Below are 26,402 nucleotides of genomic sequence, written 5' to 3'. Positions count from 1 at the left end.
GGAACGCCCTGCACATTTGTTTGTCGAAAATTTTGTTCAGTTTTCAAAGGTCTACATGAGAAACACAAACATTTTTGATGACTCCTAGTAAATCGTTCGTCATTCGAAATCCTTATGTTTCATTGCCTCAACAGCAATAACAATTATATCTCATCAAATCCTGTAAGTCAACAAAAACTTTTTAAGAAGTAATTGGTATATATGCAATTGCTAACTAAGCAACGAGTAATATACTATCAGGATTTTTGATCCAGGTCAACTACTATTTCAAAATTAATCGTTTTTTCTATTAAGTAATGATTTAGCAATTCATTAAGGTTGAGTCAAAAGTTCGCTATTGAGGTGAATAACCCGTTATACTAGCACATGAAATCTTTACAAAGGAGCCAATGAATTTGGACAATATCGTAATCATTGAAGGCAAACGGACTCCAATAGGTAAACTTAACGGTGCATTAAAAAATGTCACGGCAGAACAACTCGGGACAATGACCGTTAAAAATTTGCTTGCGAAAACAAATATCCCTGCCTCATTAATTGACCAAGTAATTTTTGGCAACGCGATTCAAGCGGGGAACGGTCAAAATATTGCTCGTCAGATCGAATTACAAAGTCATATTCCTCAAAGCAAGACAGCATTCACAGTTAATCAAGTCTGCGGATCCGGCATGCAAGCCGTCCACCAAGCAAGTTCAGCACTGCTGCTTGGTGAATCGAAAATAATCATCGCTGGCGGTACAGAAAGCATGTCAAATGCGCCTTACCTCAACATGAATCAACGTCAAGCAACTAAGTTTGGGGCAGTCACCATGCACGATGCATTGGAACACGACGGCCTTCGAGATTCTATTTCAGGTGAGTTAATGGGGATCACCGCCGAAAATGTTGCCAACCGGTTTAACGTTACCCGCCAGGAGCAGGATTCGTTCGCGTTACGGTCACATCAACTCGCCGCTGCTGCAATTCGTAACCATCAATTTGATGATGAACTGATTCCTATCAAGACTAAAGAACTGGCACACCCAATCAATCAGGATGAACCCGTCAGATTCGACACGAGTTTGGAAAAGTTATCTCAATTAAAGCCCGCATTCAAACCAGATGGGACTGTTACCGCCGGGAACTCCGCCGGACTAAACGATGGCGCCTCGGCCCTGATCCTGACAACGGCCTCCCATGCCAAAGAGCTAGGTCTCCGGCCAATCGCAGAAATTCTTGGCTATACCGAGGCTGGGATCGATCCTGAGATCATGGGATACGCGCCTTACCTTGCCATCAACCGCCTCCTCACCAAATTAAAAATGACGATTGCAGACGTTGACTTGGTTGAGCTAAACGAAGCCTTTGCCGCGCAATGTATTGCGGTTACCCGCGACCTCCACCTTTCATTAGAAAAAGTCAACATTAGTGGCGGCGCGATTGCTTTAGGCCATCCCCTCGGAGACTCCGGTGCCCGAATCATCACGACACTGATCCACAATCTGCGAAGAACCCATCAAGAAATTGGGATTGCTTCCCTATGCATGGGTGGCGGCATGGGGTCCGCAATCGGAATTCGGGCGATTTAACAAAAGGACGTTATAAATAAGGATCGACAGTCAGGCAGATAACTGCTTGACCGTCGATCCTTTTATCGTATCATGATTATTCAAAGCTGGACTCTATCTGCCGCAGCAATTTCACTTGCAAATGAGCTTTGATATAGCCAGTAATACAACTTCTTTGTTTGTTTGGGCATCTCAGCGTATTTCGGGTTAACCGCTCGCATCTGGGGTGCCACTCGCATCAAGTGGTTGAACGCACTGAGGCTGCCAGACTGGTTCAGGCCATCATAGTCATCCTTACCACGTTTAACGATTGGCATCAGCTGATCCACTTGGAAACGAGCCAGTTGTTCCACGTAATCCCCTAACGATGAAGCAATATTAAAATCAGCAGGGGCCACGTTCCTTGGTTCCGTATAATCACCAGCTTGGATCTGTGCTAACAGCTGGTTTCTCGTCACCGTATATTGAACAAGGATTGGTAAACAATAAGTAGCTTGAATCAATCCATGAAGGGCCTCAACAAAGCCATAATTAACAGGGGTTGTTTCACCACGATCGTTAATAAACGGCTGGTGGCTATTATCCATCACCACGCTTAAATTCTGCTGAAAATTCTGTTGACTCGCATTTCTGGCGGTTCCGGCATTACTGAGATCGATAATCGGTAAGTCAGCCGCCAGTTCCGCAAGGGTTACTGGCAAGCTGAATCGTTCGAAGATATCAGTTAGCTGTGAGCCAGTGATTTTGATAACTTGCTGCATATCAGTAGCTGTCGTCACCGGCATACCAACCAGATCAGCCTGCCCTGCATTCACGAATTGATACACAAATGTATAGAGCCCTAGTGAACATAATAGGTCAAGGACTTCACTGAACCGACCATTTACGAACAAATTAATCGCTTCAGATAAACTGATATCGGTCAAGGACTGAGTCATCATAGCTGGCAAATCAGTTTGATCACTGAAATCATCACCGGAATAGATATAGTTACCAAGCAATGGCATCTGGTCATCGCCGAACGAATGAGTTGTCAAATACCCATTGTTAATTTCGTCAAAAAGGCCCTGAACGATTCGCTCATCCACTGGATCATCAGTTCCATCCGTAATCTTGCGGAAAGGACTGGCCCCGCGCATGTAACCATTCACGCTGCCAAACCAATCATTGGCCAGCTTCTCGGCGTCAGCAAAAGATAGCTTCTGAAAAGCACTGGTTATCTTTGCCACCACGCCATTTTCACCAGCAATCGCGCGGATAAATTGAATGACTGCCGTCTTGTACCCATTGACAAATTTTTTCTGATCCGTACTTTGCGCTAAATAGACTGAAAAAGCATTTCCGGCCGCCCGACTGACGATGGTGTCATCGTTTTGACCAGTTGCCCACAGAGACATGTAATGAACCTGGTCCAGAGTTACCGATCTCAAATCGTCAACTGCAACCAAATAACCCATCTGAACTTCCTTAGATAATTTGAACTCCGCAAGTGACATACTTTGTTCAATGGGTTTATCAAGAAAAAGTTGGCCCCCTCTGGCCATCCTCTCGGAAAAGATTGAACTTTTTGCATATGTATTTTCACCAAGCAATTTAGAAGTCATCAACGCAATCATAGTCAAAATTTGTTGATGCTTTTTAACTTCATTACTTTCGGATTGTGTTTTTGTAACGCTATTATTGTTAGCCATTCGTTGCACCCCCTAGTCTTAAGACAATAATAGCACATTCTTTGCGGGTCTAGGAGATAACTCATACAATTCTCATCGTTATAAATTGTCAGGCGTTAACTTTGCAGATCTGTTGATATTCATATATGCTTATAGCATAGATAAGAAAGGATGTGTAACAATGGGAGACTTAAAGAATAAAAAAGATGAAGTAGTTGGTAAGGTCAAAGAAAGTATCGGTGACATGACCGGAAACGACAAGCTCAAATTAAAGGGTAAGGCCCAAAAGACATCCGGCAAGGCGAAAGATAAGGTAGAGGATGTAAAAGAAAAAGCTGCCGAAAAAACAAATGAAGTACTAGATGACTAAAGCGGGCGACAAGCCCTGAGGTCATCCAAGACTGGGACAATCGGCGTTTTGGTCCCAGAATTTAACGAAAGTGACCAATTATTCCTGATTTTGGAATAGTTGGTCATTTTTGTTAAATGGCCGAGATCAGCCGTTTAGTGCAGGCTCTATCAACATAAGAACGCAAAGCTCAATTGCATTTATAAACGCTCTGCTGACTAATGCCCACGCACCACGGCTGATCATCTTTTTTATTGCCCAAAATTCACGAATATTTCCGGTTGCATGTCCCATATTTTTGCTCTATAATGCTCTTTCGTGTTAATTTAATCTAATTATTATGGTTAGAAATACCAACGAGGATGTGAGCACAATGCCAGCAACATATTTACGACAAGCAACCAATGAAGACTTACCAACAATTAAAAAAATCATCAAAGAAGCAAAAGCGTACCTCAAACAACAAGGCATCGACCAATGGCAAAATGGCTACCCAGACGATGAGGCTTTAGAAACCGACGTCAAATTCGGCATTACCTATGTCCTGATCATTGACGGCAAAATTGCCGGAACCGCTGCTCTGCATCAAGGGCTGGATGTCAATTATCTCAATATTCACGACGGCGAGTGGGTCAACGGCGTCCACGGCCGCTACACCGCTATCCACAGAATTGCCATGTCAGCAGACTTCCGTGGCCAGCACCTTTCAGACAAGATGATCACTGGGTTGATCACGATTTCCGGCGTTCTTGGTTACAAGGACATTCGAATTGACACCCATCCCGATAACCTAGGCATGCAACATGTCATCACCACCAACGGTTTTACCAAGCGTGGCACAATTTACATGACCGAAAAGGGTCACGAAGCCACTCCCCGATACGCCTATCAACTCATTATTGGGTAATCATTAAAAATGAGGTAAAATGTTTTTGATGGGGTGATAGGAATGGCAGAATCAGATTTAACAGTCAAAACGGCGCTAATTATGATGTATGTGATCGGCATTATTTGTCTGGGAATTACCTTTTTCCTATTAAATAAAATTAATGGCAAATTTTTCACCAAGTTTTCGATCGGGATCATCACTGTCGTTTTAGTAATGGGAATCATCTTAGTGAATTTGTTTAACTTGAGCTAATGATTTTTTAAAGGTTGGGACGAAAGGCATTTTGATCCCAGAATTTAACGAAAATGACCAATTATTCCTGATTTTGGAATAGTTGGTCATTTTTGTTAAATGGCAGGGATCAGCCGTTTGAGCACGACTTTAATCTAAGTATCAGTGTCGATCCAAGCGAATAAGTATCAATTGGAAATGAATATATCCCGGTCTGATCCGGTTTCGGTTTGTCATTAAAACCAGCACTTCTTAGTTATCAAGATTAAAACTGCTTCATGTATTGGTGGGAGTTCACCCAACTCATCCCCAGCGCTCACTGCACGTCAACCTTCGTTCCTGCTGGCACAGTCCGATTAATCCACTTGGCATCCGGGATCGACAGCCTAATGCAGCCGTGCGAATCGGCCTGCTTCCCCAATGTCTTGGCTTCCGACTTGATATAGTGACCGTCAGCATCGGTTGGCACCGTGTGGAAAAGGTAGATTCCATGGTCTTTCCATGATGTCCAATAACGGGCGCCTTCCTTGGAATGTTGATTATAGAAGAAGTTACCGCGTTCTTGTTGAATATGGAAAGTTCCTTTCGGCGTGGAATTATCCCGACCGGTCGAAGCATACATTGTGTACAGAACCCGATTATTGGGGCTCATCACATAAACTCGCTGTCTGCCGATTGAAACCCGCAGATAGCGATCATTGGCCCGCGTAATGGTCGGGTACGGTCTAGATTCAGACGAGTGGCGCCAGTTCACGATTTGGGGTTGACCGACCACACCCGTTTTATGACGCGTTTGAGTGGTGTTGGAACACCCTGTTGCGATCAGCATCAACGCTATCGCCAATATTATTTGCAACAATTTCTTCATTGTATCCAATCCCCTGCTCTGAAATATCTACTCGAGTATATCACCACAGGATTTTGGCACGACCCTTTTTGCTCAACCTTTAGCAATCCGTAAAATTAGTTAACTTTAATTAATTGTTGGTCCGCTAATAAATACAAATACTTTTCAGTAATTGGGCGACCAAGAATTTTTGCCAATGCCATCCCATACAGCTCCAGCTGACCGCGATATCGATCAACGATTGTTTGAACGGTCACCTTGGGCGTCAATCGATCAGTCTTGTAGTCAAACAAATAAGCGCCATCATCAGTGACACAATAGCCATCAATAATCCCATGAATCAGGATACGTTGATCATCGTCATTGAAGTTTTTGAAGACATCGCTGGCCTTCATCAGTAATGAAAATGGGGCTTCACGCTGGGTTTGCTCGGGGTTGCTTAAAACGCGTTGCCCGACAGAAGTTTGATAGAATTTTAAAACCCCATCAATGTTAATCTTATCCGCGACATTTTTGAGAATAATGCCTTGCTCAACCAACCGATCACGGAGCTGAGTAACGGATTTCTGATCTGGAGTTATTGAAAGATTGATCTGTTGAAGCAGCATGTGGGTCGCAGTTCCCACGTCGGTTGGCGAAGGCTGCTGCTTTCCGTTACCAGAAATAAACGTGGGGGCAGCTAGGCTCGACTGCGTATAACGGCTTGGGCGAATGACCTGATCAGCATCTAATAACGAATGATTGCCCAACTGAATATTATCCGGATCATCAAATAACCGCTTAATCTCAGAAACTGACTGATAGGCAGTGGTGTGGGTTGCGGCCTGATAAGGATACTCGTAATCCATCAAACCCGCTATTTTAGCTGATTCGGGATCCGAAGACTGAGAAACAGTCAATTGATCGATCCAGTCGTTAGGAGATAGTGCGGCTTTATCTGCCTGCTTCATTGCTTTGGTCAACTTGGCATTGTCGAAAAACTGGATATCGAACTTCGATTGATCAGCGGCCAGTTCGTCAAAGGATTGGCTATCACCAAATTCGTTTAATACCAACGGATGCCGAGAAATTGCCGGGCCAATCCATGATAAATAATTCTGAGCACTGTTACGAGTGGCAGTCGGCAACAATAATCTCCCAACGTTGGTCTTTGACTGCCAGGTTAAAATCTGCTTTTTCTCATCAAATGGTTGATCTTTAGAACCTTTAACCTTGGCAACTAAATAAAGTCGCTGTTCAGCTCTGGTCATCGCCACATATAATTTACGCATTTCTTCAGATAAAAACGCATTCTTTGTAACCGCCTTAACGGCTTCTCTTTGCAATGGATCAAATACCTCTCGGGTTTCAGTATTTAAATAAGAGATGCCAATTCCAAGATGATCATTCAAAATATAGTTGCCTCGTAAATCCTGATCGTTGAACTTCTTGCCAACATCGTTTAAGAAAACGACCGGGAACTGGAGGCCTTTACTCCCGTGAATGGTCATTACCTGAACTTTGTCAGCCGCGGTGGCCAGATTGGCTGTCGCCAGGTCTTTATCATGGTCCTGCATCCGTTCAATGAACAGGACAAACCTGAACAGCCCCTTGAAGCCATTCTTTTCATAATCAGCGGCCCGCTCGTACAAGGCATGTAAGTTGGTTTGGCGCTGGTAGCCGCCCGGCATCCCGCCAACATAGTCTAAATAACCGGTCGTATTATAAATATCCCAAATCAAAGCCACGAGGCCGTCTTGTTGGGCAACATTTTTAAAATGAGTCAATTGGCTTAAAAAAGTGGCGATTTTGCTATAAACCCGTTGCCCATAATCGGTTGGTGCCGCCGTTGGATATTGCTGAACGAAATCCAGTACCGCTTGATAATAATCACCCGTTTTCCGGTTAATCCGAACAAACGCCAGCTGATTTTCATCAAGGCCAACGATCGGTGACCGCAAGACAGCAACCAGGGGAATGTCCTGATAAGGGTTGTCAATAACCGATAATAGGGACATCATCACTTGAATCTCGGTTGTTTTTAAATAACTTTTAGCACCAGTAATCTCCGCTTCAATGTGATATTGCTTGAAAACATCGGCCATTGTCAGCTCACTATTGTGGGTTGGCGAGATGATGGCAATGTCACCGGGCGTGATATCACGTAAATGATCGTGATCATAAATTTGCTCGTGATTATCCAACAGGGCGCGAATTTTTTGGGCAATCATTTCAACTTGACCAGTATCACTATCTTCGATCTGGGTGTCCTCAACTTCCTCATCCCCAGCGCCAGTGCTATTCTCATAAATTAGTAGGGAAACCTTGGAAGGATAACTTTTGAGGGCCTCTGTATTTCCAAATTTCAGCTTAGCTTTTGAATAATCAATTTCGCCAACCTGCTTATCCATGATTTGTTCAAAAATCAGGTTAGTGAAATCATCAATATTTTGGGCAGACCGAAAGTTTTCCGCCAGGGAGACCAACTCGTTATCATTATCTTGATCCGTATAGCTTTCCTCTTTATCAATAAACATCTGGGGATCTGCCAATCTAAACCGATAAATTGACTGTTTGGAGTCACCAACCATAAACCGGTTTCCCTGATCCGGTTTGGCAATTTTATTTAAAATAGCGTCCTGCAGCCGGTTATTATCCTGATACTCATCGACCATGATTTCGTAATACTGATTCTGCAGCTTCTGTTGGATCAGCTTTGCTTGGTCACTGGAGTTATTCAAAATGTCATAAGCAGCGTGCTCAATGTCAATGAATTCCATTAGGTGGCGTTGATTTTTGAGTTCCCGATAGGCCTGACGAAATTGTTGAACAACGGCCACCAATTTTTCAATCCGGCCCTTGGCTGCCTGCATGATCTTAATGTTAGTGGCTTCGTTTAACAAGAAGTAGCGTGCCTGAAATTTTTGGAATCGTTTGTCTTTATTCTTGATGCTATTATTAATATCACGAATTTGGGTGTGAACCTTTTGTTGATCAGCTTCAAGGCCCGTTGCCGATGGAAGCTTATCAAAAGTAAATTGATTGACAGCATCCCGTAACTCATCCCACGAGCTACAGTTATCGATGTGCTGCTTCAAATTCTTGAGTGAATCGAGCTGCTTATCGAGGGCTTCCTCATCTTTGAAAAGTTCGGCTTGCTGAGCCAACTGAATCATTAAGAAGTGATCCATCTCGACCTGGCTGAAGAAATCATCAATTTGCGGTTTGATGAACTGGCGGTAAAAATCGCTTTTGATCAAGCTTTGCCCCTGAAAATCATAAAATTGTGCCGAATTTTCCAGCCAACCGTCGGGATCGTCGGTAACACTGGCAAATTCGTCCATCTTGTATACCACGTTGGTTAAGCCGTCGTCACTGCGATCATTGGAAAAGTTTTCGGTTAACCGGGCAAAGGAGCCATCCTGATCATTGCCATATAAGTCTTCACGCACGTCTTGCCATGCTTGATCCTTCAGGAGTTCTTTTTCCGTATCATCAGAAAGGATTCTAAAGTTCGGGTCAATCCCTAAAATATAATAATATCTGGAAACTAATTTCTGACAGTAGGCATCCATCGTGGTGATATCAGCCACCGAGACCTTCTGGATTTGAGTCAACAGGGCTGCTTTCTCTTGTGGACTATCCGTTGCGTTGAATTCTTCCCGCAATGATCGCTGAAGCCGCTGCCGCATTTCCTTGGCAGCAGCGTTCGTGAAAGTAACTACTAGCAGTTGGTCGATGTTGGCTTCGTGATTTTTGACCATTTTGATAATTCGATCCACCAACACCCGGGTCTTCCCAGAACCAGCCGAGGCAGAAACCAGGAGATTACCTGCAGGGCGATCATTAATCGCTTTTTCTTGATCTGGCGTGTAATCCATTACTTTTCCTCCTTCAGCTTTTTGATAATGTCATTTGGCTTGAGCTTGTTAATGATTCGGTAGCGATTATTGGGCGAATCTTGATTCCCTAATAATGGATCGAAGTTCATAATCGACTTAAATTTGGTGTACTGCATGGCCGACCGGCTGCCGTACTTAGTCGGTGATAAATTAATGTCCCCGGCAAAAATCTTGTTGGCTGCATCGACAATCAAGTGTTCAGTGTGCGTCAAAAAGGCCTCAAGTGCGTCTTCGGAAATTAATGCAGATTTCTTGGATGGCTCACCATTTTTCTTTAATGTATATGGATAAACCTGAGCGCTTCCCACCTCAAGTTGAGGCTCCAAGCCACTGACCAAATCAGGATCGGAGACTAAAATCCCCTGATATTTGTGCTGATCCAACAGGGCTTCTTTAAATCCAGTTTTTTGGATATCAACGGTTTTTAATTTGGAATTAATAATGTGCAAATAAAGGGCACCCGCTAATGAGGCATCCGGATCATCCGGGCTCAATTCCAACAAATTGTGCTTTAAGACGTCCAGATAGGTCAACAACTGCATCGAAATTCCGGTGTAAGCTTCCGTGTAATCAAACAATTTGTTGCCAGACTTATAGTCAACAATTCCAAAATATCGTTTATCGCCAACCGTCATCGAATCAATTCGGTCAATCCGGCCACGAACATTCACTTGCCGATTATTAGGCAACTCAAATGAAAGGCCTTTGAGATTGTCACCACTTGGTTGGCCGAAAACTTTTTCAGTCGTTCGTGGGCGCATTGGGGTGGCAGTTTGCTGATCACGCATGACCCGAATCATTTCCTGAATTGTTGCCTGCAGCTGAGAAGTCAGGTATTTCATCCGGTTGGAACTCGCCAAAATCACGTACTGATAATTGTCAGGATTCGTAATCATCTTCTGAACATTTTCAGCGACCAGGTCTTCAATATCCTGATCACTCAAGGTCGTCAGATCAATCTGCTGTTCATGAACTTCTTTAAAGATTCGATCCAACGCTTCATGGAAGAAGGTTCCGGTACTGGCACTCGATAACTCAAACTTTTGGCGTTCCTGCAATCGGAGCCCATACTTTAGAAAATATTCATAGGGATTTTCATAGAATGACTGCAACTGCGAAATCGACACATCTAATTTATCTCCATAGAGGCCCGTTACAATGTCGGGCGTCAATGGCTTAGGATCATTTTTGTAGGCAATACTTTCCAGTAAGCGGTTGGTGAGCTGGTTAAGCTCAGAATCGTTTTCCAAGGCGCTAAAAATAAACCGCCATGCCGTCGATAATGTCGGTGCCGTCGGATCATCCCTGTAAGCGGCCTGAATCACTTGAATTAAATGATGTAATGTTCCCCGCTTGGTTCCAACGTAAAGATCGATTGGCTGATCACTGGTTGGAATTGCCGGGTAATGATTCACTTTCAAGCCAAAATGGGTCGCAATTCGTTGGACATACGGTGACAGCTGAACACTTGTCTCATCATTGGTCTGGCCTGTATACGTAAAAATCAACTTCTCACAGGGGGTCATAAAGGCTAAATAATTCAAATAAGGTTCAAAGGCCATTTGCGCATCAGAGGAATCATTGAGATATTGATCGTCGCTTAAATTTTGTTGTAGCTGAGCAACATCGTCATCCCCAAACAAATTTTCGTTCACTGTTCGAGCGGGCATATTATCATCGTTGGCGCCAATTATGAACGTCACTTTGTGGTTGTTCATCTGAACCATCCCGCTTTCAGAAACGGTCACTTGATCCAATGTTGACGGAATTTGAGAGTAATCGGCCCCTTCAAATCCGGCATAGATCAGCGCCCAAAAATCTGCCGCGACAAATGGCTTATCACCAATAATTGCCACGCTTTCGTCCAGCAATGAGCAAAACATCCGCCAAACCTGCTCAATTTGATTGGAACGATTAATGTGATTATCATCAACTGCTGCGTCCCGCCAGGCTTGTAATTGGTCAACCACCCCAGCCTCAGTCAAGAAACGATACAAGACACTAGCCGCGTCGCGATTCGTCCTTGCTTTGGCTAGTTGTCGATAAAATTTCGGCAGGGTGTCTTTCACCAGGTGACGGATCACATTGATCTGTTGGGTAATTTCTTTGTCCTGATCAGTAATGACCGTGCCTTCATCATCGTCAGCAACCCATACATACTGCCAGTCTTCGTCTTGAGTCCAGCGACTTCCCTGATAATTGTTCTTGAGAACCAAATTTTCAGTGCGGGAAACTGCCTCGCGATAATCAGCAATTGCCATTGGGTGCCCATCGACTTGGGGGATCACCAATTCGGATTTCAAAAAGCGCATGACGTCATCGTATTGGTAGTTGCGATGACGGGCTGGATCGTAGATATCAAACAATGAACCCAGCAGTTCCACCAATGGATGGTCGACCATCGACTTTTGAATATCTTTAAAGTAGGGAATCGCTTGCAGCGAAAAGACTGGCTCTAAAATATTGTTGTAGGCATCCAAATGGCGGGTCAAAATCAAGAAGTCAGAATAACGATACTGCCCACTCGCAACCATCCCATGAATCATCGTGGCCACTTGATCAAGTTCCGAGTACAAATTGTCAGCCTGATAAACTTGGATGGCCTTTTTAGATTCAAGCTGACTGGGCGTGTTTGCCCCCATTCGACTCGACTGCTCCCAATACCGCTCTAATTTCAGCAGGTCTTGAGTTACCCGTGGTTGGTCGGCCATTACCGCGCCGACATAGGGCACTTTTTCAGCAGCCGCATATTTATATAGCCGCAGAAATAATTTGGCCGATTGATAAAATAAGTTGGGTTCTTCTGGCAACTCATCTCGATATGCTTGGTCCAACGTCAAAGAAACCGTCACGCTGGCGGCTTTACTAATCAGCGTCTCCACCAAGCGAGATTCTTGAGCGGTGAATTTGGAGAAATCCGAAATATAAAAGTGATAAGTTGAAAGGTCAAGCTGCTCTAAATGATCACTCAGCAGATTCAAAATATTATGATTATCGAAGTACCGATCATCAATCTGCTTCACATATTCCGAATAAATAATTGAAAAGTCGTGTAATTTGTCGCGAAGGTCATTGCTGATCACCGTATCTTCATTTTCATAGAGTTCAAGCAGATCTTCCGGTAAAACGTTGCCGGCTTGCATCTCAGCAATTTGATGAGCCACTTGGTCAACAAACCCGGGATGATGGACCTCTTGAGAAAACAAAATCAGTTTATTTTGATTATCCAAAATAATTTGATACAGCAGCATGTTAATGCCGGCTTGGCTAATCCGTTGTTTCTGATATTTAGGCGAATTGCGCAAAAAGAACCAGGCCAGCCGAGTAAATGACAAAACTTGAACGTCACTTTCGGCAGCGATGGCAGCGGTTGGGTCGGCCAACCGTTTAAGAATTTCAACTTCAGATTCAAATTTAATATGATTGGGAACTAGGTAAAAGAAATTGTCTCCGGCATGTTGTTGCCGATCATTTTTAAGAATACGCATCATTTTTTCTTGATGATCGTACCCATTTTTTCCTAACACAAATTGAAGTGTCATTGGATCACCTCACTAGATTATGTTCATAATAACATAGTCCCAGCAGGTGGAAGCAAGCGATCATCATTCCCGTCAAAGGGGCCACCACAAACTGCTTTATTCAATTCCCATCAGCCAAAGATCAATATAATTGAACATTGGTAAAAAAAGTCTATTATTGATATTGGATGTAGTTTACATCCAATTATTTGACCTAAATGAAAGCTTTATGCTTGCATTGATCTTGTTAAGAGAGCCCGTCAGCGTAACCCACGATTAAATATCGGAAGCAAGAATTTACGATCTACCCCCAATATATCTTTCAAGTTCAAACAAACGCTGATAGGTTCTTACTCCTAATAACGCCTGGCAACCCCAGGCGGTACATAGTATTTTGATAGTTTCACTATTCAACCTCAAAGGGACAAGATTGGGACGGAAGGCAATTTAATCCCAGAATTTAACAAAAAGAACCAATTATTCCTGATTCAAATTAGGAATAGTTGGTTCTTTTTGTTAAATGGCCAGGATCAGCCGGTTGGTCAGCTCACTTTCGAACCGATGCTCTTTGAATCAATTTGACCGGCAATGTATACTCATCCAACAAGTTTTCACCCTCATCATTCAGGCGGTTAAATAACAGTCGCACGAGTAGATCAGCAATATCGTCCAAGGGCTGGACAATTGTACTTAAATCCGGATTGTACTCCTGGACATTCGTGGAACCATCAAAACCGATTACTTGCAGGTCTGCCGGTATCTTTAAACCGAGCTTTTTAGCTTCCTGCATACATAAAATTGCCGTCAAATCATCGGTACAGAAAACGGCATCGGGATGGTCGATTAACAATGATTGGTGGATGGTTGCCCGTTTAATGGCAGGTGTTGAATTGAATGGTAATTCAACGGTTTGTGGAGTGAGGCCCCGCTCCTCGACGGCCTTGTTGAAGCCTGTAATTCGATCGTTATTCGGCATCTGAACATCGATACTACCGGATATAAGTAACAGCTTCTTAGCCCCTTTGTCAATCAGTGTCTTGGCTGCCAATTGACCACCACCATAATTGTCACTTCGAACGGTTGGAATTTTATCCTTGAAGTATCGGTCATAAGAGACAATCGGCAGTTCGGTCATCCCATATTCCTTAATCCCTTCATTATGAGAACCCGTGATAATCCCATCCACTTGATTAGCCATCAGCATTCTCAAATATTGCCGCTCCTTATCCGGATTATCCAAACTATTGCAGATAATTGCCTTATAGCCCTTATTAAACAAGCGGTCTTCTATCTTTTCGACCACTTCAGCAATAATCGGATTGGTGATCCCGGCAAAAATCAAGCCAATTAATTTAAATTGTTTACCGTGGAGTGCCCGGGCAGCCGAACTAGGTTGATAGTTCAAATGCCGCATGGCTTTATATACCTTTTCTTTTGTGGTTTCCGATAAGTATCCCCGGTCATTGATCACCCGGGAAACTGTCGTAGTTGACACACCGGCCAATTTGGCCACATCATCTAATTTCGGCTGCATATGCCTGTCTCCTTACGTTTTATTTCTAACCAAGTATACCACAAGCTATTTTTAAATCCATTTTATGTTAATTTATGTCAAACGATTGACACAGAAAAAGCAAACCTGTATGATGAACTCATGAAAAGGGTTACATTAATTTGGAGGTGTTTAGCTTGAATCAATCCTCATCCCAACCACCCTGGTGGCAAAATGCCATTGGGTACCAGATTTATCCGAAAAGTTTTTATGACAGCAATCAAGATGGTGTCGGCGACATTCAGGGAATTATTGAAAAGATTCCCTACATCAAATCACTAGGAGTCAACTTTGTCTGGTTATCCCCATTCTTCGCGTCACCAAACGTTGATAATGGGTATGATGTGTCGAATTACGAACAGATTGATCCCCAATATGGAAAATTAGCAGACGTTTTTGAAATGATTACCAAGTTTCACGATAAAGGTATCAAAGTAGTCTTCGATTTAGTCATCAACCACACGTCCGACCAGCACCATTGGTTTGAAGAAGCCAAGAAGTCTCAAAACAATCCTTACCACGACTTTTATATTTGGAAAAAGCCAGTAGCTGGCAAGGCGCCGAACAATTGGCAGTCCTTATTCGGCGGCTCGGCCTGGGAATACAATCCCCAAACCGATGAGTATTATTATCACCTATTCGCCAAACAACAGCCTGACCTGAACTGGGAAAATCCCCGGGTTCATCAAGCTGTCAGTGAGATCATTGATTGGTGGGCCAGCCACGGAGTTGACGGATTCAGGCTGGACGCGATCTCCCATCTGAAGAAATTGCAAACCTTCGCTGACGTTGATCAACCTGATGAGGCTATGAATGATGTGGCCGGCATTGACGATTTTCTTCAGGAATTAAGTGATGACTTCAAACCCGATCACCTGATGACCGTCGGCGAGGCTGGCGGCGTGCCAGTGTCAAGGGCCCAACAGTGGGTCGATGAGCAACATGGCTATTTCAACATGATTTTTCAATTTGACCACGTCAGCTTTTGGGAAAAGTTCACGGTCGGTCAAGTAGACGTTGCTCAGTTAAGAGCTGCTCTCACCCGCTGGCAAAATGGGTTGGCAGATAACGGCTGGAACGCCCTATTCCTTGAAAATCATGATCTTCCCCGAGCCGTCTCCTACTTTGGCAACGATACTGATTACCGTGAAAAAAGCGCCCAGGCACTTGGCATGATGTATCTGTTGATGAAGGGAACCCCGTTTGTCTACCAGGGACAAGAGCTTGGGATGACCAACGTTTCATTTGATCACATCGATCAATTCCGTGACCTCGATAGCAAGCACTTCTACCAAGAAAAATTGGCCGCCGGCTGGCCGGTTGCCAAAATCATGACCAGCTTACGGGCAAAGAGCCGCGACAACGCCCGAACACCGATGCAGTGGTCAACAAGCAAATTTGCCGGTTTCAGTCACACCCAACCATGGATCGAAGTTAACTCAAACTATCCAGAGATTAATGTGGCCGACCAACAGCCATCGCCTCAATCCACTTTGAACTTTTATCGGCAGCTGATTGATCTCCGCCTCACGGATGAGACACTGCTGTCAGGTCAATATCACCTCATCGATACCCACGACCATCAACTCTACGTTTACACGCGTGAAGCAAACAATTCCGGTTATCTGGTTGTCACTAATTTAAGCGATCAGCCAGCTGAATTCCAGGTCCCTGATCAGTTCAAGCTCACCAACCTGGTCTTAAGTAACGATCCGGCTGCAGCCCTTGATTCGCTAATTGCCCTCAAGCCGTGGGCAGCCAACCTCTATATGTATATGTATGAAAGGAAAAATTCATGAAACTCACAAATAAAGCAATGCTCATTACCTATCCAGATAGTCTTGGAGATAATCTTAAAGACTTGCAACACGTGCTCAGTACGCAACTCGATGGTGTGGTCGGTGGCGTCCACATCTTGCCATTCTTCCCGTCTGCCGGTGACCGGGGCTTCTCACCCGTTGATTACCAACAGGTTGATCCCAAGTTTGGAGACTGGAACGATATTCAAACGCTTGCCAAGAATTATTACCTGATGTTTGATTTTATGGTGAACCACATTTCCAAGCATTCCAAGTATTTCCAAGACTTCCTGCAGAATCACGACCAGTCAAAATATCGTGACCTCTTTATTCACTGGGATGAATTTTGGCCGGCTGGACGCCCCACTCAAAAGGACATCGACCTGATCTATAAGCGTAAGCCCAAGGCACCCGTCCAAGAAATCACCTTTGCGGACGGCCAAACCGGCAAAGTTTGGAATACATTTGGTGACGATCAAATCGATCTCGATGTGACCAAGCAAGCCACCAAGGATTTCATCAAAGCCACCTTGGAATTTCTCATGAAAAATGGGGCTTCAATTATTCGCTTGGACGCCTTTGCCTATGCGGTTAAGAAATTAGATACCAATGATTTTTTCGTAGAACCTGAAATTTGGAACTTGTTGGACAGCATCAACAAGATCACCCAACCCCAAGGAGCTACCCTTTTACCGGAAATCCACGAAAATTATCACATTGTCCGTAAATTAACTGACCACAATTACTTCAGTTACGACTTTGCCCTTCCAATCGTGACTCTTTACAGCCTCTACTCGGGTGATGCAACCCGGTTGGCCGCCTGGCTGAAATCCAGCCCCATGCATCAATTCACAACTTTGGACACCCATGACGGCATTGGGGTCGTCGATGCCAAAGACATTTTGAGTGATCAAGAACTCGATTACACCAAATCTGAAATGTACAAGGTCGGTGCCAACGTCAAAAAAGTCTACTCAAGTACGGCTTATCACAACCTGGATGTTTACCAAATCAATACCACCTACTACTCCGCTCTTGGTGATAGCGACCCAGCTTATCTAATGGCCCGGGCAATTCAAATTTTTGCGCCAGGAATACCGCAGATCTATTACGTAGGCTTGTTGGCTGGCAAAAATGATTTGGACTTACTCGAGAAAACCAAAGAAGGCCGTAACATCAACCGGCATTACTATTCATTAGCTGAAATTGACCAGGAAACCCAACGGCCCGTTGTGAAGGACCTCTTTGCATTATTGAGATTCCGCAATGCCAGCGCCGCATTTGACCTCGATGGCAGCATCCAAGTTGAGCAGCCAAGCCAATCAGAAATCAGCATTGTCCGCAGCTCAGCCGATGGCAAAACAGCGGCCCGGTTAACCGCAGACCTTAACACGAAATTATTGACTGTTGAAGCCAAGGATGAATCCGAATCTTGGACAAAGGTTCTGGATTCAGCCAACCTAGCTGATTAGGGAATGGAAGGATGACAAATCATGAAATCAGAAAATGACTTATCTGTTTCAGAGCTCAGTACCGACACCCAGCCCGATGAGCATCTTGAAAAATTGAGTAACAAAGAACGGGTGAGTTATGGCGTCAGTGATTTCGCCTGCAATATCGCCAATGGAATGGTCGGAACCTACTTAATGTATTACTACACTGACGTTTTTCTCGTCGCTGCCGGCGCAATCGGCACGTTGTTTTTCGTCGCCAGAATCGTTGACGCAGTTTGTGGCCCCGCTTGGGGGATCTTGATTGACCACACCCACACCAGATGGGGTAAGAGCCGACCATTCTTCCTTTGGTTCTCCATTCCATACGGGATCTTCTTCATCCTGGCCTTCTCTTCGGTGCCGTTAGATTCGATGGGTAAACTGATTTGGGCATATGTCACCTACATTGCAATCGACGTGTTATATCTGGGAATCAACATTCCAATCACCTCGATTTTGCCATCCCTCACCAGCAATCCTCAAGAACGAGTCCGGTTGAGTACCGTCCGCCAAGTTTTGGCAACCACTGGGGCAACCTTGATTTCAGTCATGGTTCTGCCGATGGTCGCCCTCTTGGGTCGTGGCAACAACCAGCTCGGCTTTTTCCTGACTGCCGTAATCATTGGCGTCTTGACCAGCTGTCTACTACTGGTCACTTTTAAGAATACCCGCGAACGGGTTCATCCCAAAAATGATCACAAATTACCATTATCAGAGTCCATCAAGGCTTTAAAGGGGAATTGGCCGTGGATGATCATTTCATTGATGTATTTCTTCTTCTGGATCGGCATGCAAACCAAGCTTCAAGTAACCGTCTATTTCTTTAAATACAACATGCACGATGCGGGGTTGGCCTCAGTTATGTTGGGTCTGCAAGCTATTTCGTTAGTCGTGATTGTCTTTACCCCTTTCCTGACCGCTCACTTTGGCAAGAAAGGCACAATGTCAATTGGGTTGGGACTTTGCGTGATTAGTCAAGCAATCTTAGGGATTGGGGCTCACTATTTGAGTGTACCAATTCTGGCTGCTGCGACAATTCTGGGTTATTTTGGGAACGGTTTCTTCGCGGGCTTACTACCAGTGATGCTAGCCGACACCGTGGACTATGGCGAATGGAAAAGCGGTGTTCGAGCAGAAGGCTTAGTGACCTCATTCTCCGGAATTGCCTCCAACTTCGGCATGGGCGTTGGCGGTGCCGTTACCGGATTCCTATTGAGTATGAACGGCTATATAGCCAACCACCAGCAGACACCTCAAGCCTTGAAAGCAATTGAAATGAATTATATTTGGGTTCCACTAATTGGGTTTGGCATTGGGTTAATCCTGATGTATTTCTATCAGTTCGATAAAATGCAGCCGAAAATTGAGGCCGATTTGATGGCGAGAAGGTTAAAAGAGGAGTAAAAAGTAGCCGACCATAGTGGTTACTTACACAAATAAATCCAAATGAGACTCGGAAGGTATGATCACTTCCAGTCCCATTTGGATTTATTTGTGTCCATTCAATTGGTTCTGAACTTCTTCAATTGATAAATGGTTCAGCAACCGTTGAACCTCAGACACCACATTTTCTCTTTGCATTTTCATGAAATGCAGATTTTTCATCGCCAAATCGACGTATTGGGCAACTTCTTTAGAATTCATGTAAGCCTCCATCTGTCCTAAGCTGCATCGTGGAAACCTGTGTCGCCAGGCAACATTCAGGTTAGCCGCTACTCTTCACTTTATTTTCTTCCATCACCTTATTGGTGTAGTATTCCAAATCATCGATCACCTGTTCATTTTGTTGGCCCTTTTGAGTGGCAGTATGCAAATTTTGTTGTGCCACGGCCCAATACACCAGATTGTCAGTGATCGGCAGAATGTCCCTAATGATTCTAAACTGGAAATTTTCCTTATTGGTCGTCTTCATGTTCACATAGTTATTCCAATCCGTCACCATGCGGACGCCAGTGTGTTCATCCTTTTGAAACGCCTCGATAATCACAAAATGAGAATTTTTATTTGCTTCGGATAATTGTGCTTTCAACACCTTCACTTGATCTGAATCCAATTTAATTGCCATATGATCACCCCAATTCTATTTGCTGATAATTCCGACCGATCGATTAATGAAGTCATTATTGTTGAACATCTCGAATGCCAGCTTCGCAACTGCCCCACTGGACACCTCTCCGTATGGCATTGCGGTTCCTTCATTAAATAGTTGATAATTTAATCCAGCTTGATCAGTCAACTTCGTCATCCTAATTATAGAATACGGAATTTCTGCCTCATCGACAATTTTTATTGCATATCTTTGCTGTTTTATAAATTCTTTGGAATCTTTAACCCCCTCGTAAACGGGGACAGTTTCTAATTCATCATCAACTCCGGCATAAGAGAGCATCACAAAATGACTCAGGGGTGGCTGAACTTCGTCAATGGCATCGAATAATTCTCCAAAATCCAAATCAACGTCCAGCGGTCCAACGGCTGAAAAAATCCAGTCAACGTCCTTTAAACGCTTGGCATAGCCCGTCATGTCTTGAAGATCCCCTTGGTATTCTTCATAGCTGATTTGAGGCTCGGCTGCCAATAGCTTCTCAAATTGGGGAACAACGAGATTATTTTCATTTAAGATCAATAATTTTTTCAAAGGCGTAACTTCCTAATCTAAATGATTTATTATTTAGTTCAGTTGTTTCATAATTAATATGTACCATATATGTCAACAGAAATCAAAGGAGGATGGCACATGACTCAAACTGTAAAGATTGGCAAATCAGCTGTTGAAACAACGCCACTGGGATTTGGAACCAATGCTGTTGGTGGTCATAACCTGTTTCCGGATCTTAGCGAAGAAGATGGGATGAACTCGGTCCGAGCTGCCTTAAATAGTGGCATTACCATGCTTGACACTGCCTACGCGTATGGCCTGGGACGTTCGGAAGAACTCATTGGCCAGGTGATCAAAGACTATGATCGCTCAAAAATCACCATCGCTACGAAAGGTGCTCAGCTTGTTGATAAAAACGGGCACACCACAATTAGCAATGATCCAGCAGACCTCAAACGATTTGTGAAAGCAAGCTTAAAGCGCCTGCAGACCGACTACCTCGACATTTTTTACATCCATTTTCCAGATGACCAGACGCCAAAGGACCAAGCAGTGGCTGCTTTGGACGAACTCAAGCAGGAAGGCCTCATCAAGGCGATTGGCGTTTCAAACTTTTCATTGGCCCAGCTCAAAGAAGCCAACAAGAATCATCAAGTCGATGTCGTAGAAGACCAATACAGCTTAATTCATCGCCAACCGGAAAAGGCGTTGTTCCCTTACTTGAGGAAAGAACACATCTCCTTTGTGCCATTCTTCCCGCTAGCATCGGGCTTACTAACAGGTAAGTATGATGGCTCACCAGTTGATTTCCCAGCCGGTGATTTAAGAAAAAATGATCCAAACTTTGCTGGCAGCCGCTTTAGTGGCATCGTCCAGTCAGTGAAAAACTTGCAGCCAATTGCGGATAACCACGACGCTACAATCGCCCAAGTTGTCTTGGCATGGTACATCAAGAACCCGGATGTCTCGGTTGTCATCCCGGGGGCAAAAACACCTCAACAGGTTCAAAGCAACGCCAAGGCAATGAATATTGCATTGACTGACGAAGAATTTAATGAAGTAGATAATGCTTTTAAACTATAAACGTTAGGAATTATTAAATCAGAACTAGACAGCTATCTAAAAGAACACTTAGTTTTGGCTTCGAACTTTGCTCACCGGCTTCACACTATATTGAGGCTCGATCTGCAATTCCTTAATTCGTTTTTCGCCCCACTCGTACATCTGATTAATGATCGGCATCAGGGTCCGGCCCAGATCCGTTATCCGGTAGGTCACTTTTACCCGGGAATCGGTGGTGACTTCCCGTGAAATCAGACCGTCCTCTGCCATTTCCCGAAGCTGATTGGTCAGTACCTTGTGCGTCACTTTTGGCATTAACCGCATTAATTCGTTAAACCGATAGGCACCGTCAGTTCCTAAATGAAACAGCACAACAATTTTCCATTTACCGCTAAACATCGATAAGGTAAATTCTTTTGAACAGCTGAAATCGCCGCCCTCTAATCGATCCTTTACGTCTTTTCTGATTACGTCAGTCATTTTTTCTCCTCCGAAAATGGGCACGCACCTGCAAGTGCGTTATTGTATCGATTTGATACTCAGTATAAAATAGATACCATGCTTTAACAAGAAAGGAAGAGACTAATGAGTAAAATTGCTGTAATTGTCACCAATGACGTTGAGGATATTGAGTATACCTCCCCAGTTGACGCCTTAAAGAATGCCGGCCATGAAGTGACCGTGATTGAAAACAAGGCCGGCAACAAAATCAAGGGCAAACATGGTGTCGATATCACCGCAGATCAATCAATCGCTGATGTTACCCCGGCAGACTTTGATGGTTTACTGATCCCTGGAGGCTTTTCCCCCGATCAATTACGGGCTGACGACAGATTTGTCAACTTTGTCAAAGCATTTCTCCTTGCAGACAAACCAACTTTTGCGATTTGCCATGGTCCTCAGCTATTCATCCAAACTGGCCTCACCAAGGGGCGCACGATGACTGCCTACCTCACTGTTCAACCTGATCTTTACTATGCAGGGGCGCGCGTGAAGGATCAGTCGGTCGTTATCGACAATAACTTAGTGACTAGTCGAACCCCCGACGACTTAGTGGATTTCAACGCAGCCATGCTTGATGTATTGAAGAATAACTAATTAGTATTCCAAGATCGACATAAACAATTATATCTATTTATCCTAATTGATTCGCAGATTGAACATATTCTACTATAATGATAGTATAAATATGTTCTTTTTTTATTTATATCCGAACAATAGAGGAGCTATTATTTATGTTAAATTCAATTGCCCACTTTTTTGATTTCGAGGGTCGGAAAACAAATTTCCGAACTGAAACCATCGCTGGGATTACCACGTTTGTTTCAATGGTTTATATCCTATTTGTGAATCCGAATGTCTTAGGAGTTAGCGGCATGGACAAGGGTGCCGTTTTTACTGCAACTGCGCTGGCCTCGGCATTCGGCTGCTTTTTGATGGGGTTCCTCGCTAATTACCCCATCGCCATATCTGCCAGTTTAGGAATCAACGCCTTCTTTGCTTATTCCGTTGTCATCGGTATGAAGGTGTCTTGGCAAACTGCATTGGCTGGTGTCTTTGTTGCCTCAATCATCTTTATGATTTTAACTGCCTTAAAGTTGCGGGAAAAGATCATTGATTCGATTCCTGCAGATTTAAAAGCCGCAATTGGCGGTGGGATCGGCTTGTTCATTGCCTTTATTGGGATGAATGACGGCGGCTTAATTGAAGCAAACAAAGATACGTTGGTCAGCCTAGGTTCATTTCAAGTGGGAACAACCTGGCTAACCATCTTTGGCTTGATTGTGACCATCATCCTCATGAGCATGCGAATTCCCGGTGCCATCTTTATTGGCATGGTACTCAACGCCATTTTGGGGATGGCAACGGGCCTAATTCCGCTTCCCCATCAATGGGTAGCCGCAATGCCAAGCCTGGCACCGACATTTGGAGTTGCCTTGACCCACGTTGGCGACATTAACTCGCTTCAACTGATTGTCGTCGTGCTGACCTTCTTGCTGGTAACCTTCTTTGATACAGCCGGCACTTTGGTTGGCTTGGCTGAACAGGCTGGCTTCATCAAGAACAACAAGATCCCTCGAATTGGCCGCGCATTGATCGCCGACTCTTCAACCATGTTGGCCGGCTCGCTACTTGGAACATCCCCGATGGGTGCCTTCGTTGAATCGTCAGCTGGGATTGCCGTTGGTGGCCGAACCGGTTTTACCGCTATCGTGGTTGGAATTCTCTTTATTTTGGGAACATTCTTCTCACCGCTATTGACCGTCATTACCAGCCAAGTCACGGCGCCTGCCCTGATTATTGTTGGGGTGTTAATGGCTCAGTCCCTTAAAAACGTCCACTGGGAACAGTTTGAAATTGCTGCGCCTGCGTTCATCACATTAGTCGGCATGCCATTCACTTATAGTATTGCCGATGGGATCGCCCTTGGCTTCATCACCTACCCAATCACCATGATCGCTGCCAAGCGTGGGAAAGAAGTCAGTGCAATGATGTACGGATTAGCCGTCGTCTTTGTCTTCTTCCTCTGGATCCTGAATCGCTAAAACCTTTTGACCTTCGATTCGAAAAGCGGTAAGGTTAAAAGGTTGTCTTGACAACTAAATAATTTACAAGGAAGGAATTTATTTATGAATTCTAAGACTAATGTTCTCGGCATCGACAGCGTTCTTGATTTAACCAAGGCTGCCGTTGTTGCTGCACTCTACATCGTTTTGACGATGGTCTTTGCAGCCGTAAGTTACGGGCCCGTTCAATTCCGCTTTTCTGAAGGACTGAACAACCTAGTTCCATTCAACAAGCGCTATATCATCGCCATTACGCTTGCTTGCTTTATTACCAATATCATGTCGCCAAATGGTGCGATTGATATGATCGTTGGCACGTTCGAAACGTTGATTAATTTGGTGACAATTTACTTAGTAACCAAGCATATGAAGTCAATCGTTTCAAAATTAGTGGCGTCAGTTCTAATTGGAACGTTCTACATGTTCATTATTGGATTTGAAATTGCAATTATCGGCCATACAGCATTCTGGCCAACGTTCTGGAGTACCTACCTCACGGCCGGCATCGGTGAATTCGTAACGATGACGATTGGTGCGGTGGTGATTTATTTGATTAATTTGAGATATGACTTGGCAAAGTAGTATGCGGAGCAAAGCCGTTAGAAGTCGGAGCGTAAGTCGCCTCGAACGGAAATTCCTGATTTTGGAATTTTTGTTCGAGGTGCTTACGTGCAGACTTCTGCTTTGCGGAGCATCATTACTCTATGGAGCCTGATACTTGATCGCAAATTTCTGCTTTGCCTTTGCACAGCTGTCCTATATAAGTGAGTCTAATCCGTTAAAGTTCCCTTTCGGCAACATCACATCAAAAGCTTCATCGACCGAACACTCCAGTTCAGACGATGAAGCTTTTTTGTCAGGCAATTTGGTTGTTTCCGCTTCCAAACCCGTTATACTAAGGGTGTGAGTGAATTTTATCACAATAGCAGAACAGCTGCGCAAAACAAAAGTCTGCCCATAAGCACCACCAACAAAAATCCCCAAAACCAGGATTTCTGTTGGTGGAGACTTATGCTCCGACTTTTAACCGCTTTGCTCCGCTCACTTTATTTTGAGGAGGTTAAATTATGACAGAATTATTTGCTAGTCCAAGCACCTATATTCAGGGTCCCGGTGAATTGTTCGACAGTTCATCTTACATCGAAAAATATGGTAAAAAGGTCTTACTTCTCTCGGATTCAAACGTTCTGAAAATTGTTGGTAATGAATTTAACGAGTACTTAGAAAAAAATGGGTTTGACGTCAACCTGGTCACCTTCAAAGGTGAAGCTTCGGAAACAGAAATTGATCGTGTGACCAAGATCGGTCAAGATAGCCAAGATCAGATCATCATTGGCCTGGGTGGCGGAAAGACCGCCGATTCAGCAAAGGCCATTGCTGACAACTTGGGGATTGCCGTAATGATTGCCCCAACGATTGCTTCAACCGATGCACCGTGTTCACGACTTTCAGTTATTTATACCGATGATGGTCAATTTGATCACTATCGATTCTATAAGAAGAACCCAGAAATTGTTTTGCTGGACACCAAGGTTATTTCCGGCGCCCCAGTTCATCTCCTGATTTCTGGCATGGCTGATGCATTAGCTACCAACGTTGAAGCAACCGATGTTCGGACCGCCAATGCCAATAACATGTTGGGCGCTAAGCAAACCATCGTGGCCGGCTCAATTGGCCAAGCTTGTGAAGATACGCTTTTTGAATACGGTCCATTAGCAATTTCCGCCAACAAGCAACATGTTGCAACTCCAGCTTTGGATAAAGTGGTTGAAGCAAACACCTTGTTGAGTGGCCTTGGCTTTGAAAGTGGTGGGTTAGCAGCGGCTCATGCGATTCATAATGGCTTCACCGCATTGTCCGGTGATATTCATCACTTAACTCATGGTGAAAAAGTCGCTTATGGTACGCTGGTTGAATTGATTCTCGATGGCAGTGACAAGAAGCGCTTCGAGAAATTCCTGAACTTCGACTTGAAACTTGGTCTGCCAACAACCTTAGCCGATCTTCATCTTGGTGATGCTTCGGATAAGGACTTAATGAAGGTTGCCACCCAAGCTTGCGACGAAAACGATACGATGAAGTGCATGCCAACTGATATTACACCGGATGACGTCTTTGCGGCTATCAAGGCTGTGGATCAATATAGTACGGATTATCAGGGAAACGAGTTTAGAGAATAATGGTTAGCTAAAACTCAATTAGTGACATTAAGTGGTTGGGACATTAGTCGGCAAAGTGTTTATAAATGCAACTTAGCTTTCCATTTTGATATTGACAAAACTTGCGACAAACGGCTGATCCCTGCCATTTAAGCAAAAAAGTAATGCATTCCAAAATCAGAATGCATTACTTTTTTCACTTAAATTCTGGGATCAAATCGCCTTTCGTCACAATC

The 26,402-nt window shown here is 44.1% G+C and carries 21 protein-coding genes; 12 read left to right on the top strand and 9 right to left on the bottom strand.

Going from position 1 to position 26,402, the window contains the following annotated elements; all coding sequences use genetic code 11:
- The first annotated feature begins 395 nt into the window (after positions 1-395).
- On the top strand, positions 396-1,568 hold the full coding sequence (locus FD12_RS07955) for a thiolase family protein (RefSeq protein ID WP_056982523.1): 1,173 nt from the start codon (positions 396-398) through the stop codon (positions 1,566-1,568).
- A gap of 80 nt (positions 1,569-1,648) precedes the next feature.
- Here the strand turns inward: FD12_RS07955 and FD12_RS07950 are convergent, their stop codons facing one another.
- Positions 1,649-3,238: a hypothetical protein gene (locus tag FD12_RS07950; RefSeq protein WP_056982521.1), complete on the bottom strand. Its 1,590-nt coding sequence runs from the start codon at positions 3,236-3,238 to the stop codon at positions 1,649-1,651.
- A gap of 160 nt (positions 3,239-3,398) precedes the next feature.
- Between FD12_RS07950 and FD12_RS07945 the strand changes: the two genes are divergently transcribed.
- From FD12_RS07945 to FD12_RS07935, 3 genes are all read left to right on the top strand, one after another.
- A complete protein-coding gene (locus FD12_RS07945) occupies positions 3,399-3,587 on the top strand; it encodes a CsbD family protein (protein WP_056982519.1) in 189 nt (62 codons plus the stop codon).
- A 352-nt stretch (positions 3,588-3,939) separates the two neighbouring features.
- On the top strand, positions 3,940-4,473 hold the full coding sequence (locus tag FD12_RS07940) for a GNAT family N-acetyltransferase (protein WP_056982517.1): 534 nt from the start codon (positions 3,940-3,942) through the stop codon (positions 4,471-4,473).
- Positions 4,474-4,515: 42 nt separating this feature from the next.
- Positions 4,516-4,707, top strand: a complete 192-nt coding sequence (locus tag FD12_RS07935) for a hypothetical protein (RefSeq protein WP_054748233.1) — start codon at positions 4,516-4,518, stop codon at positions 4,705-4,707.
- Positions 4,708-5,002: 295 nt separating this feature from the next.
- Here the strand turns inward: FD12_RS07935 and FD12_RS07930 are convergent, their stop codons facing one another.
- The 4 genes from FD12_RS07930 to FD12_RS07915 form a co-directional block, all read right to left on the bottom strand.
- Positions 5,003-5,554, bottom strand: a complete 552-nt coding sequence (locus FD12_RS07930) for a L,D-transpeptidase (RefSeq protein WP_054748230.1) — start codon at positions 5,552-5,554, stop codon at positions 5,003-5,005.
- Positions 5,555-5,649: 95 nt separating this feature from the next.
- Positions 5,650-9,393, bottom strand: a complete 3,744-nt coding sequence (addA, locus tag FD12_RS07925) for a helicase-exonuclease AddAB subunit AddA (RefSeq protein ID WP_056982515.1) — start codon at positions 9,391-9,393, stop codon at positions 5,650-5,652.
- On the bottom strand, positions 9,393-12,956 hold the full coding sequence (locus FD12_RS07920; RefSeq protein ID WP_056982513.1) for a PD-(D/E)XK nuclease family protein: 3,564 nt from the start codon (positions 12,954-12,956) through the stop codon (positions 9,393-9,395). Before FD12_RS07920 ends, addA begins: the two co-directional genes overlap by 1 nt.
- A 526-nt stretch (positions 12,957-13,482) precedes the next feature.
- Positions 13,483-14,469, bottom strand: coding sequence for a LacI family DNA-binding transcriptional regulator (locus FD12_RS07915; RefSeq protein WP_054748228.1), 987 nt, complete (start codon positions 14,467-14,469; stop codon positions 13,483-13,485).
- Between the two features lie 146 nt (positions 14,470-14,615).
- Here FD12_RS07915 and FD12_RS07910 point away from each other — a divergent pair, with 146 nt between their 5' ends.
- The 3 genes from FD12_RS07910 to FD12_RS07900 are packed head-to-tail and all read left to right on the top strand — an operon-like array spanning position 14,616 to position 19,183.
- Positions 14,616-16,286, top strand: coding sequence for a glycoside hydrolase family 13 protein (locus tag FD12_RS07910; RefSeq protein ID WP_082622220.1), 1,671 nt, complete (start codon positions 14,616-14,618; stop codon positions 16,284-16,286).
- Positions 16,283-17,758 (top strand): sucrose phosphorylase, encoded by a 1,476-nt coding sequence (gtfA, locus tag FD12_RS07905; protein WP_056982509.1) that lies wholly within the window; start codon positions 16,283-16,285, stop codon positions 17,756-17,758. Before FD12_RS07910 ends, gtfA begins: the two co-directional genes overlap by 4 nt.
- A gap of 21 nt (positions 17,759-17,779) precedes the next feature.
- Positions 17,780-19,183 carry a glycoside-pentoside-hexuronide (GPH):cation symporter gene (locus FD12_RS07900; protein ID WP_225427301.1) on the top strand — a complete coding sequence of 468 codons (1,404 nt, stop codon included), beginning with the start codon at positions 17,780-17,782 and terminating at the stop codon, positions 19,181-19,183.
- 84 nt (positions 19,184-19,267) lie between these two features.
- On the opposite strand, the gene FD12_RS14050 is transcribed toward FD12_RS07900, so the two are convergent.
- The 3 genes from FD12_RS14050 to FD12_RS07890 all read right to left on the bottom strand — a co-directional run bounded on the left by FD12_RS14050 (position 19,268) and on the right by FD12_RS07890 (position 20,417).
- The gene (locus FD12_RS14050) at positions 19,268-19,423 is read right to left on the bottom strand and encodes a hypothetical protein (protein ID WP_164480512.1); all 156 of its coding nucleotides are present in this window, start codon (positions 19,421-19,423) and stop codon (positions 19,268-19,270) included.
- Positions 19,424-19,484: 61 nt separating this feature from the next.
- Positions 19,485-19,844: a hypothetical protein gene (locus tag FD12_RS07895; RefSeq protein ID WP_054748226.1), complete on the bottom strand. Its 360-nt coding sequence runs from the start codon at positions 19,842-19,844 to the stop codon at positions 19,485-19,487.
- Between the two features lie 15 nt (positions 19,845-19,859).
- Complete coding sequence (locus tag FD12_RS07890) at positions 19,860-20,417, bottom strand: NAD(P)H-binding protein (protein WP_056982507.1); 558 nt, start codon at positions 20,415-20,417, stop codon at positions 19,860-19,862.
- Between the two features lie 99 nt (positions 20,418-20,516).
- Between FD12_RS07890 and FD12_RS07885 the strand changes: the two genes are divergently transcribed.
- Entirely contained in the window at positions 20,517-21,461 is a 945-nt protein-coding gene (locus FD12_RS07885; RefSeq protein ID WP_056982505.1) for an aldo/keto reductase, read from the top strand.
- 48 nt (positions 21,462-21,509) lie between these two features.
- Here the strand turns inward: FD12_RS07885 and FD12_RS07880 are convergent, their stop codons facing one another.
- On the bottom strand, positions 21,510-21,920 hold the full coding sequence (locus FD12_RS07880) for a winged helix-turn-helix transcriptional regulator (protein WP_054748224.1): 411 nt from the start codon (positions 21,918-21,920) through the stop codon (positions 21,510-21,512).
- Between the two features lie 105 nt (positions 21,921-22,025).
- Between FD12_RS07880 and FD12_RS07875 the strand changes: the two genes are divergently transcribed.
- The 4 genes from FD12_RS07875 to FD12_RS07860 all read left to right on the top strand — a co-directional run bounded on the left by FD12_RS07875 (position 22,026) and on the right by FD12_RS07860 (position 26,187).
- Positions 22,026-22,538: a type 1 glutamine amidotransferase domain-containing protein gene (locus FD12_RS07875; RefSeq protein WP_054748222.1), complete on the top strand. Its 513-nt coding sequence runs from the start codon at positions 22,026-22,028 to the stop codon at positions 22,536-22,538.
- Positions 22,539-22,675: 137 nt separating this feature from the next.
- Positions 22,676-23,986 (top strand): NCS2 family permease, encoded by a 1,311-nt coding sequence (locus tag FD12_RS07870; protein ID WP_056982503.1) that lies wholly within the window; start codon positions 22,676-22,678, stop codon positions 23,984-23,986.
- Between the two features lie 84 nt (positions 23,987-24,070).
- Entirely contained in the window at positions 24,071-24,589 is a 519-nt protein-coding gene (locus FD12_RS07865) for a QueT transporter family protein (protein ID WP_054748220.1), read from the top strand.
- A gap of 485 nt (positions 24,590-25,074) precedes the next feature.
- Positions 25,075-26,187, top strand: coding sequence for a glycerol dehydrogenase (locus FD12_RS07860; RefSeq protein ID WP_056982501.1), 1,113 nt, complete (start codon positions 25,075-25,077; stop codon positions 26,185-26,187).
- Positions 26,188-26,402 lie beyond the last annotated feature (215 nt).

The organism is Lentilactobacillus rapi DSM 19907 = JCM 15042, assembly GCF_001436255.1.
Classification (GTDB): domain Bacteria; phylum Bacillota; class Bacilli; order Lactobacillales; family Lactobacillaceae; genus Lentilactobacillus; species Lentilactobacillus rapi.
The sequence above is the reverse complement of the archived record's forward strand: the minus strand, read 5'-3'. Positions and strand labels throughout refer to the sequence as shown.